At 39.2% G+C, this 15,523-nt stretch carries 12 protein-coding genes; 5 read left to right on the top strand and 7 right to left on the bottom strand.

What is annotated here, in order from left to right:
* Nucleotides 1–3 precede the first annotated feature (3 nt).
* From ORNRH_RS04350 to ORNRH_RS12095, 5 genes are all read right to left on the bottom strand, one after another.
* On the bottom strand, nt 4–798 hold the full coding sequence (locus tag ORNRH_RS04350; RefSeq protein WP_036601305.1) for a gluconate 5-dehydrogenase: 795 nt from the start codon (nt 796–798) through the stop codon (nt 4–6).
* Between the two features lie 281 nt (nt 799–1,079).
* Complete coding sequence (gene hemB / locus ORNRH_RS04345; RefSeq protein ID WP_014790693.1) at nt 1,080–2,060, bottom strand: porphobilinogen synthase; 981 nt, start codon at nt 2,058–2,060, stop codon at nt 1,080–1,082.
* 19 nt (nt 2,061–2,079) lie between these two features.
* A complete protein-coding gene (locus ORNRH_RS04340; protein ID WP_014790692.1) occupies nt 2,080–3,852 on the bottom strand; it encodes a porin family protein in 1,773 nt (590 codons plus the stop codon).
* Between the two features lie 16 nt (nt 3,853–3,868).
* On the bottom strand, nt 3,869–6,835 hold the full coding sequence (locus tag ORNRH_RS04335; protein WP_014790691.1) for a tetratricopeptide repeat protein: 2,967 nt from the start codon (nt 6,833–6,835) through the stop codon (nt 3,869–3,871).
* A 705-nt stretch (nt 6,836–7,540) separates the two neighbouring features.
* Nucleotides 7,541–7,684 (bottom strand): hypothetical protein, encoded by a 144-nt coding sequence (locus tag ORNRH_RS12095; protein WP_014790690.1) that lies wholly within the window; start codon nt 7,682–7,684, stop codon nt 7,541–7,543.
* Nucleotides 7,685–7,710: 26 nt separating this feature from the next.
* On the opposite strand from ORNRH_RS12095, the gene ORNRH_RS04325 reads away from it, so the two are divergent.
* The 4 genes from ORNRH_RS04325 to ORNRH_RS04310 all read left to right on the top strand — a co-directional run bounded on the left by ORNRH_RS04325 (nt 7,711) and on the right by ORNRH_RS04310 (nt 12,704).
* Complete coding sequence (locus ORNRH_RS04325) at nt 7,711–8,106, top strand: HU family DNA-binding protein (protein WP_014790689.1); 396 nt, start codon at nt 7,711–7,713, stop codon at nt 8,104–8,106.
* A gap of 177 nt (nt 8,107–8,283) precedes the next feature.
* Nucleotides 8,284–9,948 (top strand): hypothetical protein, encoded by a 1,665-nt coding sequence (locus ORNRH_RS11550; protein WP_155814496.1) that lies wholly within the window; start codon nt 8,284–8,286, stop codon nt 9,946–9,948.
* 69 nt (nt 9,949–10,017) lie between these two features.
* Entirely contained in the window at nt 10,018–10,902 is an 885-nt protein-coding gene (locus ORNRH_RS04315) for a CE1 family esterase (RefSeq protein WP_014790687.1), read from the top strand.
* Between the two features lie 182 nt (nt 10,903–11,084).
* Entirely contained in the window at nt 11,085–12,704 is a 1,620-nt protein-coding gene (locus tag ORNRH_RS04310) for an acyl-CoA carboxylase subunit beta (RefSeq protein WP_014790686.1), read from the top strand.
* 57 nt (nt 12,705–12,761) lie between these two features.
* On the opposite strand, the gene ORNRH_RS04305 is transcribed toward ORNRH_RS04310, so the two are convergent.
* Entirely contained in the window at nt 12,762–14,210 is a 1,449-nt protein-coding gene (locus ORNRH_RS04305) for a hypothetical protein (RefSeq protein ID WP_014790685.1), read from the bottom strand.
* 45 nt (nt 14,211–14,255) lie between these two features.
* Between ORNRH_RS04305 and ORNRH_RS04300 the strand changes: the two genes are divergently transcribed.
* Nucleotides 14,256–15,041, top strand: coding sequence for an MBL fold metallo-hydrolase (locus ORNRH_RS04300; RefSeq protein WP_014790684.1), 786 nt, complete (start codon nt 14,256–14,258; stop codon nt 15,039–15,041).
* Here the strand turns inward: ORNRH_RS04300 and ORNRH_RS04295 are convergent.
* Entirely contained in the window at nt 15,038–15,424 is a 387-nt protein-coding gene (locus ORNRH_RS04295; protein ID WP_014790683.1) for a PUR family DNA/RNA-binding protein, read from the bottom strand. The genes ORNRH_RS04300 and ORNRH_RS04295 overlap by 4 nt on opposite strands.
* Nucleotides 15,425–15,523 lie beyond the last annotated feature (99 nt).

Below are 15,523 nucleotides of genomic sequence, written 5' to 3'. Positions count from 1 at the left end.
GGATTATTTAGGTTGTTTTCCAATGTAGGCTAAGATACCACCGTCTACATAAAGCACATGCCCATTTACGAAGTTAGAGGCATCAGATGCTAAGAACACAGCAGGACCTTGTAAATCTTCTGGAGTTCCCCATCTAGCGGCAGGAGTTTTTGCGATAATGAATGAATCGAATGGGTGGCGGCTTCCGTCAGCTTGTTTTTCACGAAGTGGAGCAGTTTGTGGAGTAGCGATGTACCCAGGACCGATACCATTACATTGAATGTTGTGCTCACCATACTCAGATGCGATGTTGCGAGTAAGCATTTTTAAACCACCTTTTGCAGCAGCGTAAGCAGATACAGTTTCACGACCAAGCTCAGACATCATAGAACAGATGTTGATGATTTTTCCGTGTCCTTTTTTGATCATGCTTGGGATTACCGCTTTAGCCACGATAAATGGAGCGTTTAAGTCCACATCGATTACTTTACGGAACTCAGCAGCACTCATTTCGTGCATAGGAACACGCTTGATGATTCCTGCGTTGTTTACCAAAATGTCGATTACTCCTACTTCTTTTTCTACGGTAGCTACTAGCTCATTTACAGCATCTTCGTCTGTAACATCGCATACATAACCATACGCCTCAAGTCCGTCGTTTTTGTAAGACTCTAGACCTTGGTTTACTAAATCTTGGTTAATGTCGTTGAAAACGATTTTTGCACCAGCTTTTCCTAATGCAGACGCGATAGCGTAACCAATTCCGTAAGATGCTCCAGTTACAAGAGCAGTTTTACCTTCGAGTGAGAAATTTGTCATCATTTTGTTTATAATTTTAATGTTTAATTAAATTTTTAAGGTCGTGAAGATAAGCATTTTTGCGCTTACATATGGAATGTTTAGCACTTTTTACCCGTTAAAAAAACTAAAAAGTGTATGAAACTCACTTAATAAAAGTGTTTTAAAAACACAAATACGACAAAAATCATATTTTTTGGATACCGAAATTTGGCTAAATTTAGTCTTTTGAAATAAAAAAATCGTCTTTCAAAATTAATTGAAAAACGATTTTAAGTGATGTTTAAAAATGCCTTAAATTCCTATTTTCTATTCAAAATAGTAGCCACTTCTTTGGCATAATAGGTGTTGATTAAATCTGCACCCGCGCGTTTGAATGCATACATGGATTCCATTAAGCATTTTTCAAAATCGAGCCAGCCTTTTTCTGCGGCAGCTTTCAGCATGGCATATTCGCCACTTACTTGGTACACGGCAATTGGCATTTTGGTATATTCTTTCATGCGATAAAGCACATCTAGGTAGGGCATGCCTGGTTTCACCATCAAGATGTCTGCCCCCTCGATTAAGTCATTATCTGCCTCGCGGTAGGCTTCTTGCACATTGGCATAATCCATTTGGTAGGTTTTTTTATCGCCAAATCCTGGTGCAGAATCGAGCGCATCTCGGAACGGCCCATAGAATGAGCTGGCGTATTTTGCCGTGTAGCTCATGATACCTACATTGTGGAATCCGTTTTGTTCTAAAATTTCACGAATGGCTAAAACGCGACCATCCATCATGTCGGACGGGGCAATGAAATCGGCTCCAGCTTCGGCGTGCGAAAGTGCCATTTTAGCTAAAATTTCTACCGTTTCGTCGTTTAAGATTTCGCCATTTTCCACAATTCCGTCGTGCCCGTAAGAGGAGACAGGGTCAAGTGCCACATCGGTAAACACGAGCATATCTTTTTGCGCTTTTTTAATGGTTTTGATGGCGCGTTGCATCAATCCATTAGGGTTTAGAGCCTCGGTACCCTCGTTGTCTTTGAGCTCATCTGGCACTTTGCAGTAGATGTTTACGGCTTGAATGCCCAAATCCCAAATTTCTTGGATTTCTTTTTCCAGCACATCGAGCGTTATTCTATAAACGCCTGGCATGCTAGGGATTTCTTCTCTTAAATTCTCGCCCTCCATGATGAAAAGCGGCAGCATTAAATCATGGGTGCTTAGGCTTGTTTCTCTTACGATATTTCTAATCGCCTCGTTGCTACGAGTTCTTCTATTTCTTTGATATGGATACATAGTTAAATTTATTTTTGAATTAAAATTTGTACTGCACTCCTGCTGTGATGGTGAGTCCTTGCACTTCGTAGTTTGTAAACCTTTGGTAATTTTTGTTTAAAAGATTATTCCCTTCGGCAAAGACAATCCATTGGGAATTAATCATAAAGTTTCCGCTTAGGTTAAAGTCTAAATAAGCTGGGACATCTATGTTTTTATTAGAGAAATGTTTTGTGTTTGAAAAGAAACCTTGTTGCAAGCCAGTTCTTTTGCTCACAAAAAACAAATCTCCTCCGAGCAATAATCTTTCGTTTAACAAAGCATATTGTGCGTTTATGGAGCTACGCAAACTTGGTTTTTCAAAGGCTTTGTCCAGTTGAGTTAAGCTATAAGACTGGAGCAATAAATTGGCTCCAAGCGAGAGTTTATCTACCCCAATGTATTGAATGCTCCCGTTGATGTAGGTGCGTCTGGCATCGTCGTAAGACGGGCTGAATGAATTGAAGTAATTGTACCCTAAATTTTTTGGTTTTGCGATATCAAACTGGGCATATTCTATAAAAAACACTTCGTTTTCCAAATCCTGCAATCCCGCTTTGGCGTTGTATTTAAAGTTTTCGCCAATGTCTCCCATGATTCCGCCGTAAAGTTCAAGTTTGTTGATTGTAGGCAGAAGCCCAAACGATGGAGCGATGTATGGATTCTCTTTATAGAGACTTTGGTAAGAATTCATTTGCACACCTCCCGTGATTCCTCCGTAGAGGGCAAACTCCTTAGCAGTGTTTAGCTTTAGCTCTATGGCTGGGAAAATTCGGAATTTATTGTTTTTTTGTTCCGATTCGGTCACATATTGCAGGTTGGCTCCTGCAAGTAAATTAAGCACCTCGTTTTTGATCACAAATTGTGGCTTAATTCCTAAATTTAAATAATTAGCTTTGGCTAAACTATGGAAATAATAATCCTCGGCATTGGTGAAAGTGTAATTTAAATTAGCATCGGCTTTGGCTCCCAAAATCAATCCACCGAAGAAATCCGCTTCATACAAGTCGCCTGTGTTTAAACTTGTTTCAGCCTTAAAGCCAAGCTCGTTGCTCCCCCAATTATTGTTTAAATAATACGCATCTGCTTTAGCCGTTTTTAGATACGCCTCATTGAATTTATCGTATTCCGCTTTGGCATACACGCTTGTGAATTTTTGCGGAGCGTCTAGTTTTTCAGTCAAAGTAGCCAAAACGCCCTGCGGAATGCCGTAAAGATTTAATTTATCAACGCCTGCGCCCGCCTTTAAAGTGAATTTAGCATCTTGTAAATTATAATTAAAGAAAGCTTCGGCATTGATTTTAGATTGATTGGTATTCACCCAATTTTTCAAAGTTTTATCGTTTAGTTCTGTTCCTAGATACGATGCATTGAGCCCCACAGATTTATCCTCATCTATTGGCATGCTCACAAAGCCGTTGAGGCGCAAAGTGGAATTGTTCCCATAGCCCGCACGAATGTAGTTGCGAAGAGGTGGCGTTTGGTTAATCGGTAATTTCTCTGCCGAAATTGGAGTGGTTTCAAATTCCGAAGCCGCTTCAATATCCTTGGTCTGGTAATTAATTACGCTATGTTTTTTAGTCTTAGGCGCAGAAACTTTAGGTGTTTGTTTGATTTTCTCTGCCGCGTTCACATTAGGCTCGTAGTGGCGTTTCACTGTTACTTCGCCTTGTTTTATTTGATTTTCTCCGTTCACATTCACTTCGCCTTGCTTGATTTGGGCAAAACTTAAAACTGAAAGACTGAGTACGGAAAGGCTTACTATCTTTTTCATAAATGAATCTGCTTAATTATTTTTTAATTTGTTTTTTCAAGGCTTTTGCTTTGGCAATTACTTCTGGGTAATCTTGGTAGTTTTCGATCACGCTATCGAGCGTAAAGTTGGCTTGGTACAAATCGCCTAATTTGTAATAATTTTCTGCCATTACTACCAGTGCTTGGCTACCCCAAAGTTGCTGTTCTGCGTATTTAGACGCCAGTTCAAAAATCACCTCGTTAGACTTTTTGTATTTCTTTTCTTTGTTTAAGAAATAAGCCTTGTAATACAACGCCTCGGCTTTCACCGCAGGGTTGTCGGATTGCTCGAGCGAAGTGTAGATTTTTTGCGCTTCGCTTGTTTTGTTTTCAGCCATTAGGCTACGTGCCTTGGTAAGCTCGGCTTCCTGTTTGGCATTGGCATCGTTTTTAGGATTTTCCAATACCTTGTTTGCCATAGCCACCGCTTTGGCGTGATTGCCATTTTTGCTGTACAATTGCATTAAATGAATCTCCGCATACGAAATGTAGGCAGGATTTTGTGTGATTTGGTGTAAATTTTCCAAGGTTAAAAGTTCCTCGGTTGTTTTGTTTTGGCTTAAATAAATTTGAGCCAAACGAAGCAAGGCATCGACTTTGTTCTCGTTATCGTACTTAGCCGCCTCAGAAAGCGGAGTCATTGCCTTGGCATAGTCGCCTAATTGATAATAACTTTCGCCCAGTGCATATTGTGCTGCATAAGTGTGGTTTCCTTGCGGATATTGTGCGATAAAATTGCTCAATAGTGGAATGGCTTCTTTGTAATTTTTTGCATCAAACTTGCGCATCGCATCATCGTATGCCAAACTTTCGATTTCAGAAGTGTTTACTTCGTAGAAGTCAATGTTTTTTGCCCAAGTTTCAAAGGCTTTGTAGTTTCCCTCGTCTAGGTAAATGCGTTTAGCATTTTCAATGGCTTGGTACGCCAAATTGTTGCGTGGAAACTCTTTTACCACATTTTTGTATTCATTGAGCGCATCGTTTTTCTTGCCTTGGTGATAATAGATTAAGCCTTTTCTTAAACGAGCTTCTCCTTTAAGTTCAGATTTAGCTGTTTTAATTAAATTATTTAAAACCACTAAGGCCTTGTTTGGCTGATCAAGTTGCGTGTAGGCATCTGCCAATTCAAGTTGTGCAATATCGTTGAATTTTGAAACAGGATATTCTTTGATAAATGCTTCAAGTGCTTGTGCTTTTTCTTCGGTGTTTCCTTTGATTCCAATCACAACCGCACGGTTGTAAGCCGCTTCATCGGCATTGCCCTTTTTGGTGCTAGCGATTTCTTCGTACAAGCTAAGTGCCTCGTCGTTGTTTTGGGTTCCGATGTAGCTATCGGCAAGGCGTAATTTAGCATCTGCTTTGAAGTCGCCTGGCGGGTTGCTTGCCAAGTAGCGTTTAAAGGCATTGGCTGATTTATCAAATTGTTTTAGCTTTAAATAAGTATAACCTAATTGGTAATTTACTTCTTTGCTTTCAGGGACTTGCGTGCTATAAGTGTTGAATTTCTCAAAGTTTTTAGCCGCTTCGCTGTATTGTCCTTTTCGGTAAGCGATTTCGCCTAGCCAGAAATAAGCACGCTGTGTGATTTCTGCATTGGCATTAGAGTTTACGGCTAATTGTAAATTTTTCTGAGCTGCGTCTAATTTCCCTTCGCTAAATAGTTCTGTTCCGTGCAAGAAAGCCGCCAATTGTTCTGCACTTCTTTGCTCGGCGTTTTTCTGTGGAATTTTGTTTAAGATTTCGAGCGCATTTTGGTAGTTTCCAGAGGTAATGAAAGCGTCTACCAAATACGAATTAATCTCCCCAGAATATTTAGAATTTGGGTATTTTGCGATAAATGATTGTAGGGCAGCGGTCGTCGGCTGGTATGGGTTACCGACATCGTAGCTCAACTTAGCATAATTGTAGAGTGCATCTTCTTGTGTGGTAGGGTTGTAGCTCATTTCAGAAGCCGCTTTGTAGGCTGCGAGTGCTTCTTGTTTTTGGTTAGTTTTTAAATATGCATTTCCTAATTGATAATAAGCCGTTTGTGCCCAAGCACTTTTTTGCGTTACAATTTTATTGAAATACGAAATTGCTTTTGGATATTGTTGTTGCTCATAGTAGGCATAACCTAATTGATAATAATCGGCATTGCCCATTTTTCCTTGATATTTTTCGAGATAAGGAATGGCGGCTGCGTAATTTTTTTGTCTAAAATAGCTTTCTCCCACAATTTTAGAAACCTCTGATTGCAAAAAGTTTGAACGGTTTTGGGCTAAAAGCATTTTCCCGTCGGTAATGGCTTTGTCATATTGCCCTTCGTTGAACTCGATTTGCACGCGATACGGCAAAATCTTTTGCTCATACATCGGGTCGCCTTGCAAGGTATCGAAATAAGTGAGTGCCTTGGCAAACTCTCTGCGCTCGTAGTAAATATGCCCCACATAGAAATTAGCCTCTTTTTGGTAATTTCCTTTTTGCGTAAGCGGTTCAAGATATTGCAAAGCCTTGTCGTTGTAGCCTTTCATCAAGTTTACATAGCCTAGCTTAAATTGATATTCTTGGCGTTTTCTTTCGGGCAAGTCGTAAACATTTTTTTGGCTTAAATATTTGTAAGCTTTATTAAAGTCGCCTTTTTTCAAATAAAAACTTCCTAGCTCCCAGCTTCCGTTCTCGGTGTACACACTTTTGGGATACTCCGCTTGAAAAGCCAAAAACTGCTCTTCGGCACCAGGTGTATCGTTGATCAAGCTAGTGAGTGCGGCATAATAAGTTGCTGCCTCTTCATTGGCAAGATTTAACTTTCCGTTTTCCAAGGCATTTTCAAACTCGTAATTCGCTGCCAAGTAAGTTTCGGTAAAGAAAAGAGTTTTCGCTTTACGATAAGTGGCATTGTCACCAAACCAGAACTGAGTAGTCTGAGCAAAAGCCAAAGAAGAGCCACCAAGTAAAAGCGCTGCAATAATCGTATTTTTTTGCATAAATAAATATTATTTTGGATTAAAACATGCCTATCTTTAATCTCTCCAAAACTGGGAAAAAACATAGGCAGTTTATACTCGTCCTCAAATTTAAGAATAAAAATCTAAACTCTAGGGCTAGATGTGGTAATTTGCACAAAGGGGCAAACGGCGAGGCTTCACTTTTTTGCCACTTTTAAATAAATGGAAACAAAAAAATTAACATACCAAATCCTTGCATATTCTAAAACATTTCATAGCTTTGCTCCAACTTTATGAAACAAAGTGTGCAACATATAATGAATTGTGATAAGTTTAACAAGTTTTTCTTGCCTAGCTCAAGAAAAAGTGTAAACACACACACACACACACACACACAAAGGTAGTTACGCGCATGTAAGTTACTTTCTGTTATTTGCTTGTGCAAATAGTTTCCCATTTAATTTAAAGATAAAAAACAGCAGTACTAGCTTAGTGCTAGCAATGCTATATTGTATAAAAAGACAAAAGCCAAAGTTCCGATTAGGAGCTTTGGCTTTATGTTTTTGCAGTGTCGCACACTGTAAAATACTTTTTTTCATGCACTCTCGAGGAACGAGCTTCCTAATAGAGAGATTTTTTTCATACTTAATTTTTTTGGTCGAGAGCCCAAAGGAGTTATGGAGAAAGGTTTGCTATGAGAATAGCAGACAATGTTTTTAAGTTTTAGCCTTGCTGTGGAAATTCCTACGCCACGGTAAGGCTTTTTTTAATGAAATAAGCCAACAGCCCTAAGGCTGTACCATTATACAAATGAGAAGTTCTTTGGGATTTTGTAAAGTAATAGTGAGGAGTTACAAAATCCCCCATGATATAGAAAAAATAAAACATAAAGTATAATTTAAAAAAAGTAAGAAATGCCAATAGAATTTAAAGTTATTCAAAAAGGACAGCCTGGTGTAAAGGGCGGAGGTGCGAAGAAGTATTACGCCTCTCCAGTGTATGGAAAAGAGAAAAGCCTAGCAGGCTTAATCAAAGACATCGAGAAAATCAGCACCGTAAGCGGAGCCGACATCAAGGCAGTAGTGTATGCGTTGGTAGATGTGATGCAGTCCTCCTTGTCAGAGGGTCAAATTGTGCGTTTGGGTGAATTAGGGAGTATGCGAGTAAATATCAGTAGCGAGGGGAAAGGCAAGGAAGAAGAAGTAACGCAACACGCCATACGAGGAGCCAAAGTAATCTTTACCCCTGGTACAGATTTAAAGAAAATGCTGAATAATCTAAGCTATGAAAAAGTAAAGGCAGGCGAATAAAATTCCCTAGCGTGGAAAAATAAATTTTCACGCTAGGAAAATAAAAATTCCACGCTAGGAAATTTTTTAGAGAAGCTGAACTAAATTCAGCATGACAACATCCCTGCACAGCAGCAAGAAGTAAAAAAAATATAAATATTAAAACAAAAAACAAAGTTTCATTTTTAAAACAAGAGAATGATGAAAAAGAAAATGTACAAATTAGGAGCTTTAATGCTATTAGCAATGAGTGTAAGTGTAACAGCACAGAAGAAGCCAACAGGAAGGGTAGGGATTAATGCCCCAGAGCCAAAGGCAACTTTAGATGTCCAAATGTCTGAGGATAATAAAGATGCAACGACCAACGAGGGGATTATGGCACCACAGCTGAGCAAATCAAGAGTAGCGAAGATTACGGCACCCGTAGAGGGTACCTTGGTGTATGTGGTAGATGATGCTAATAAAGGAGGATTGATAGCATCATATTCAGGGTCAGACCCTAAAGTAGCCAAAATAGACGCCAAAGGCTACTACTACTTTGATGGGACCGAATGGGTAAAGAGTGTAGGCAAAGGCGGCGGTGCGAATGATGATATCTGGCAAAAGCAACCAAATGGAGATGTGAAATTGGTTGCTCCAGAATTTAAAAAGTTAAGAAATGTACTTTATACAGCTAAAGGAGCGTATAATAGTGTGCCTGCATTGAAAGATAGAGAGATAACTATGATAGCTCCTAATAATGGTATAAGTACTATTCCATTGGATTTATCTCAATCAAACTATTCAAATACTTCTGTTTTTAATTTGGGTTATGCTGATAAGGTACCAACAGTTTTCAAAGATCCTAAAATTAAAGAGAAAAACTTTAATACTAATATTTTGTTGGTAGACGAGAATGAACAAGATCCTCATTATAATAGTTTTAATAATGTTTATAATCTTTTAAATGTTAATGAAAAATCTACTAAAAACTATCAAGGATTATATGCTGGAGTAAATAGAGTAGAGCATTTTGGCGCAGGAAAGGTAGATTATATGCTGGGGGCATTCAATGGAGTATTTTTGCGAAATAAAGGAGAGGCAGCTAACCTAATAGGTTCCTATAATCAAGCTTCTTCTTATGCAACTAAGCACCTCCCATACATGGAGGGAACTCGTAGTTATTTGACACCGAGAGGGACTGGGACTATCAATCAGGCTTCCGCAACACTCAATTTAGTGAGTTTAAGCGGTTCTGCAAATAAAATAGCTGCACTCGTGGCTAATAAATCCCAAGTAACAGGAGGAACTAATTTTACAGGAAGTATAGAATTATTAGCTGGGGCTACATATTACTTTGATATTCCTAAGGGCTCAGTTAAGCAACATTATGGTGTTAAAATTACTGATATTAACAGAGGATCAGAAAGGAACTATGCTATCTATACAGACAGTGGTAAAATCCGTTTTGGGGATAGTGTAGGTATTGGCGTAGACGTTCCAGAAGAAAAATTAGAAGTAGCGGGCAATGTAAAAGCAGAGTCTTTCTTAGGAGCCAATGGTGCAGGGATTTTCCCAGATTATGTATTTGAGGACTATTACCAAGGAAATTCAAGCATCAAGGCAGATTATAAATTTAAAAGCCTAAGCCAAGTAGAAGACTATGTAAAACAAAATGGTCACTTGCCAGGCTATGCCTCAGCTAAGCAAATCCAAAAACAAGGCTATGTAGATTTAATGGCAACACAGCTTACCAACGTAGAGAAAATCGAGGAGCTATACTTGCACAGCATAGAGCAAGACAAAGCTCTAAAAGCTAAAGATGCCAAAATCCAAGAGTTAGAGGCTCGTTTAGCAAAATTAGAGGCATTATTGTCTAAATAATGAATAAGAATAAAAAGCCTAAGTTTGCTCTTTGGTAGCAAACTTAGGTTTTAAAAAAAGCAAGATAGAATGAGGCAAATAATAAGTATACTACTTCTAGTCCCGTTCAGCCTTTGGGCGCAGCTCAAGCCAGGCAATCAAGACTTAGAGGTATCGGGCAGGGCTTACCAAGTGAGCACCCCGAGCAATTACAAGGCAAGCCAAAGCTATCCCATTGTATTTGAGTTGCACTCTTTTGGGAAAGACAAGACCCAGATGTATAACCAAAAGCTAATAGACGAATTGCAGTACATTTCTGTACGCCCCGAGGGAGAGAAAAAGCCTTTTGTAGGCAATGTATGGAATACATGGAAAGAAACCTCACTTGGTGGAGCAGATGATGTATCATATATCCAAAGGGTTTATGATGAGGTAAAAAAGAAACTAGGCAATAGTTTTGATTCAGAGAAGGTTTATGTGTATGGTTTTAGCAATGGAGGAGCCATGGCAATGAAGATGCTCGAGGAGACAAATTTATTTAGAGGAGCTATTATTCGCTCTATGAGTTTTACCAAGTGGCATGTGATTCCGCAAGGCGCCTCAAAAGTACCGATGATATTTGTGCATGGCATAGCCGATGAAACGGTGCCATACCAAGGAGGAAAAGGAAAGTATGGAGTTATAAGTCCTAATTTTGAGAGTATAAAGGAAACGGTAAAGAAATGGTCATTGCATGATGGTTTAAAACAACCACCGATAGAGATAAAATACTTAAAGGGTAGTTCACCCTCATCGGACAAAGATTTTTACTATGCAGAATACCATGATAGCCAAAGTCCGATATATTTTTATGCGATAGAGGGCGGGAAACATGCAACGGATAAACAGTTTTCTAATAGCAATATGCGCAGAGCCTTACTAAGGATGATGAAAGCACCTCAATGCTTTGGGATTTATAGACAGGTTTGTGAATGAAAAAAGCAGATTGAAAACAATAATCCGATACTTAGTTTTTGAGTATCGGATTTTTTTGTGGAATAAATCATAGTTGAGAAAAGAATAAAAATGTATCAAAAATCAAATTTTTGTTCCTATGGATTAAATTTTAAATTCTAAAATAAGAAACTTAATTTTGTAAAGTTTTATAACCACACATCATGGATTTAAACTTCAATAAAAGAGAAGACGAAAATAAATTAGCCCTAAGCGATTTAAGAAGAAAAATAGCTAAAATTCACCAAGGCGGTGGCGAAAAGAAGATTGAAAAACTACACGCCAAAGGAAAACTCACCGCACGCGAACGCATTGATTACTTGCTCGATGACGATGCCGAAAGTATAGAAATCGGCACTTTTGCAGGCTATGAAATGTATCCTGAGCATGGCGGTTGTCCTGCAGGGGGCGTGGTGGTAAAGATAGGCTATGTTTCGGGCAAGCAATGTGTGGTAGTAGCCAACGATGCCACCGTGAAAGCGGGTGCGTGGTTCCCGATTACGGGCAAGAAGAATTTGCGTGCGCAAGAAATTGCGATGGAAAACCGATTGCCGATTATCTATTTGGTAGACAGTGCAGGTGTCTATCTACCCATGCAAGATGAAATATTCCCTGATAAAGAGCATTTCGGGCGAATTTTTAGAAATAACGCCAAAATGAGTGCCATGGGCATTACACAAATTGCCGCCATTATGGGCAGTTGTGTGGCGGGGGGTGCCTATTTGCCGATTATGAGCGACGAAGCCATGATTGTGGACAAAACAGGAAGTATTTTCTTGGCAGGACCTTACTTGGTAAAAGCAGCCATTGGCGAAGAAGTAGACATTGAAACTTTGGGCGGAGCGACTACACAATGCGAAATCAGTGGAGTAACTGATTTTAAGGCTAAAGATGACAAAGAGGCTCTCGACCGAATTAAATCCATCATGGGAAAAATAGGCGAGGAGCCTAAAGCTGGATTTAATAGAGTTAAAGCCAAAGCACCTGCCAAAAATCCTGAAGAAATTATGGGCATTTTGCCGAGCTCCCGTGCCGAACAATATGATATGTACGAAATCATCGACCGAGTGATTGATGCCGATTCTTTTGATGAATACAAAGCGGGCTATGGGCAAAGCATTATTTGTGGCTATGCCCGAATCGAAGGCTGGGCGGTAGGAATTGTCGCCAATCAACGAAAAATTGTAAAATCCAAGCAAGGCGAAATGCAGTTTGGGGGCGTGATTTATTCCGATTCGGCAGACAAGGCAACGCGTTTTATGGCAAATTGCAACCAAAAGAAAATTCCACTTGTTTTCTTAACCGATGTTACGGGCTTTATGGTTGGCTCTAAATCGGAGCATGGCGGGATTATAAAAGATGGGGCTAAAATGGTGAATGCGGTAGCCAATTCGGTGGTGCCAAAATTCTCTGTGATTGTGGGAAATTCCTATGGTGCAGGAAATTATGCTATGTGTGGCAAAGCCTACGATCCGCGATTGATATTCGCTTGGCACAGTGCAAAAATGGCGGTGATGGGTGGTGCCCAAGCGGCAAAAGTGCTTTTGCAAATTCAAGCATCGCAAAGCAAAGAGCCATTGAGCGACGAGCAAAAAAATGAATTGTTGCAAGAAATCACGCAAAAATATGATAAGCAAACACAGCCTGAATATGCAGCAGCTCGTTTGTGGGTAGATGAAATCATTTCGCCTACCGATACCCGAAAATGGATCAGCATGGGGATTGAAGCGGCGAATCACGCTCCAATTACTGAGCGATTTAATCTAGGAGTAATTCAGGTTTAAAAATAATCGGTTTTAAAAAATATTAAAAAACCGATTTTTAGTTATTTTTTCAAGCCTTTAGCCTTCGTATAAAAAGCTACATTTGTCTTTGTCATACCCGAAAAGACAATCACGCTTAATGAGTTCTGCCACTTCGCCTGGGAGATGTTCCTCCCAGCCCGTTTGGCAACTCACGATTTGCTGTAAAATCTCTTTGGAATAAATGCTCAAATATTCTCGGTTAAAGCCTTTAATGTCTTTAATTCTTTCGTTTTGTTTAAAGTATTTGTAAAGCTCTTTTAGGTGATCTGCCACACGAATGTTTTCCGAAGTCATCAGCTCGCCAGTTTCTCGGTTGAGGTAAGGATAGAGGTAAATATTTACGCAACGCTTGAATAGACGCCCAAATGATTCCAAAATGCCCCCGCTCAAGTTGTTATAGTATCGCTCATCGAACACAGAAAGCAAGTTGTTTACACCCATAGAAATTCCGATTTGGGTACGGTTGCGGGTGTATTCGGTAAAGTAATTTACGAGTTTGTAGTATTCTTGGAAATTAGAAATTAGTACATTATACCCCAGTTGGCAAAGGATATCAGCTCTGTAAAGGAAATCTCGCTCATCGAGTTCTCCCTCTTGGGTGAGGTTGGCAAGCGTGATTTCAAATAAAACTTCTAAATTATCTTCATGAATGTCGGGGTGCTCTTCTTTAAACATTTCAATCCCTTTCGTGAGCATATCAATGTGCACATTGGTCACAGGGCGGAAGCTACCACGCAAGGCGTAAATATTCTTTTTATACAAAACATCGGCAGGAAGAATATTCATGCCATCTGGGCCGAACATCACTGCCTCGGTCATGCCTTTTTTAATCAATTGAAGACTCATCAGGCGATTGTCTACATATCTAAATGTCTTGCCAGAGAAATTAATCATATCGATTTCCAACTGGTCTTTGTCTAGCGAATCATAGAGAGATTCTAGTAATTTTCGCGGATTTTGATACAAATGGAAGGCTCCATAAATTAAATTTACGCCCAAAACGCCCAAAGTCTCTTGCTGCAAATGTGCCGAATTTTCCTTAAAACGCACATGCAAAATAATTTCGTTGTACTCGCCGTCGGGCTCCACTTGAAATTTAAGCCCCACCCAGCCGTGACCTTTGTATTTCTTGGCATAATCGATGGTGGTTACGGTATTGGCGTAGCTAAAGTAACATTGCTCCTCATGCTGGTCGCTCTCCAAACGCTGTTCAAGCAATTGGATTTCGTGATTCAGCATTTTGCGCAGTCGCTTTTGGGTTACATAACGCCCATCATCTTCGCGTCCATAAATGGCATCGCTAAAGTTTTTATCATAAGCAGACATGGCTTTGGCAAGTGTTCCAGAAGCACCGCCTGCACGGTAAAAAAAGCGAACGGTTTCTTGTCCTGCACCAATTTCGGCAAAGGAGCCATAAATGCCACGATTGAGATTGATTTCTAATGCTTTTTGGTTCGGGGTTAAAGGGCGTGAATTTGTAGGCATAATTTTTTGTACTAAAATTTATTTGAGGTAAATTTACTGAATATTATGAAGGAAAACAACCATACAGTAATATTTTTAGGCACGGGAACTTCTCAAGGCGTGCCTATCATCGGGGCTAAAGATCCTGTGAGTTTATCGACTAATCCCAAAGATAAAAGATTTCGCTCGTCGGTATTTATAGAATATCAAGGAAAAAAGATTTTAATTGATTGCGGTCCCGATTTTAGGATGCAAATGTTGCGCGAGAATCTAGACGATATAGATTTTATTCTGCTCACGCATGAGCACAACGATCATATTATTGGTTTAGACGATGTGAGACCGATCAATTATTTACACAACAAAGACATGCCGATTTATGGTTTGCCTCGTGTAATCAATTCGGTAAAGGAGCGATTCCCATATGCCTTTATTCCGCATGAGTATCCAGGCTTGCCTAAATTTGATTTAAAAGAAATTGAATATTCGACGGAGAAAATACAAATTCAAGGTGTTGAGATTCAGCTTTTGCCCATATTGCATGGCGAATTGCCTATTTTGGGCTATAGAATAGGGGATTTTGCTTATTTGACAGATGTGTACAAAGTACCAGAACTAACAAAAGAGCAATTAAAAGACCTGTCGGTAATAGTGATAGGAGCTTTAAGACAAAACAAACCACATCACTCTCACCTACTATTGCCACAAGCGATAAAGCTAGCCCAAGAGATAGGAGCTAAAACGACATACTTCACCCATATTGGTCATGAAATGGGCTTTTATGAAGAGGTGGAAAAAAGCCTCCCTCAGCACATGCATTTAGCCTATGATAGGCTAAAAATTGAGATTTAGATATCTTCGAATTTAATATCGGTAAACTTGTCCAAGTCTTCGTTATCAGTGCTTACGCTTTCTTTGTTTGAATTGTCATCGTAAGAGCTTTGATGTCTTTCTGAGATAACTTCTTCTCCCTTATTTTCGATGATGAAATTAGAACACTCTTTTAGATTTTCCTGAAAGCTCTCAAAATCTTCTTTATATAAGTAAATTTTATGTTTTTTAAAGTAGTAAGAGCCATCTGGGTTTATACTTTTTTTACTTTCAGTAATAGTTAAATAATAATCGCCGGCTTTTGTCTCTCTTACATCAAAGAAGTAGGTTCTTCTTCCTGCTCTTAACGCTTTAGAAAAAATCTCTTCTTGTTCATCAACCTGATTAAAAGTTCTGTCTTCCATTATTTTACGATTCTATAAGTGTTAATAAAGATAAAACAAAAGTAAAAGATTTAATGATATCACACAACTAATTTGTAAGCTATTTTTTTATAAAAAGAA

This window comes from Ornithobacterium rhinotracheale DSM 15997, from assembly GCF_000265465.1.
In the GTDB taxonomy this organism is placed as follows: Bacteria; Bacteroidota; Bacteroidia; order Flavobacteriales; family Weeksellaceae; genus Ornithobacterium; species Ornithobacterium rhinotracheale.
This window is presented reverse-complemented; position numbering and strand designations above follow the sequence as displayed.

Bases quoted from the DNA above. Each gene is read 5' to 3' on its own strand.
- ORNRH_RS04335 (WP_014790691.1), bottom strand. From the start codon at position 6,835: ATGCAAAAAAATACGATTATTGCAGCGCTTTTACTTGGTGGCTCTTCT.
- ORNRH_RS04340 (WP_014790692.1), bottom strand. From the start codon at position 3,852: ATGAAAAAGATAGTAAGCCTTTCCGTACTCAGTCTTTCAGTTTTAAGT.
- ORNRH_RS04350 (WP_036601305.1), bottom strand. From the start codon at position 798: ATGACAAATTTCTCACTCGAAGGTAAAACTGCTCTTGTAACTGGAGCA.
- ORNRH_RS04305 (WP_014790685.1), bottom strand. From the start codon at position 14,210: ATGCCTACAAATTCACGCCCTTTAACCCCGAACCAAAAAGCATTAGAA.
- ORNRH_RS04315 (WP_014790687.1), top strand. From the start codon at position 10,018: ATGAGGCAAATAATAAGTATACTACTTCTAGTCCCGTTCAGCCTTTGG.
- ORNRH_RS04300 (WP_014790684.1), top strand. From the start codon at position 14,256: ATGAAGGAAAACAACCATACAGTAATATTTTTAGGCACGGGAACTTCT.
- ORNRH_RS04310 (WP_014790686.1), top strand. From the start codon at position 11,085: ATGGATTTAAACTTCAATAAAAGAGAAGACGAAAATAAATTAGCCCTA.
- ORNRH_RS12095 (WP_014790690.1), bottom strand. From the start codon at position 7,684: ATGTTTTATTTTTTCTATATCATGGGGGATTTTGTAACTCCTCACTAT.
- hemB (WP_014790693.1), bottom strand. From the start codon at position 2,060: ATGTATCCATATCAAAGAAATAGAAGAACTCGTAGCAACGAGGCGATT.
- ORNRH_RS11550 (WP_155814496.1), top strand. From the start codon at position 8,284: ATGATGAAAAAGAAAATGTACAAATTAGGAGCTTTAATGCTATTAGCA.
- ORNRH_RS04325 (WP_014790689.1), top strand. From the start codon at position 7,711: ATGCCAATAGAATTTAAAGTTATTCAAAAAGGACAGCCTGGTGTAAAG.
- ORNRH_RS04295 (WP_014790683.1), bottom strand. From the start codon at position 15,424: ATGGAAGACAGAACTTTTAATCAGGTTGATGAACAAGAAGAGATTTTT.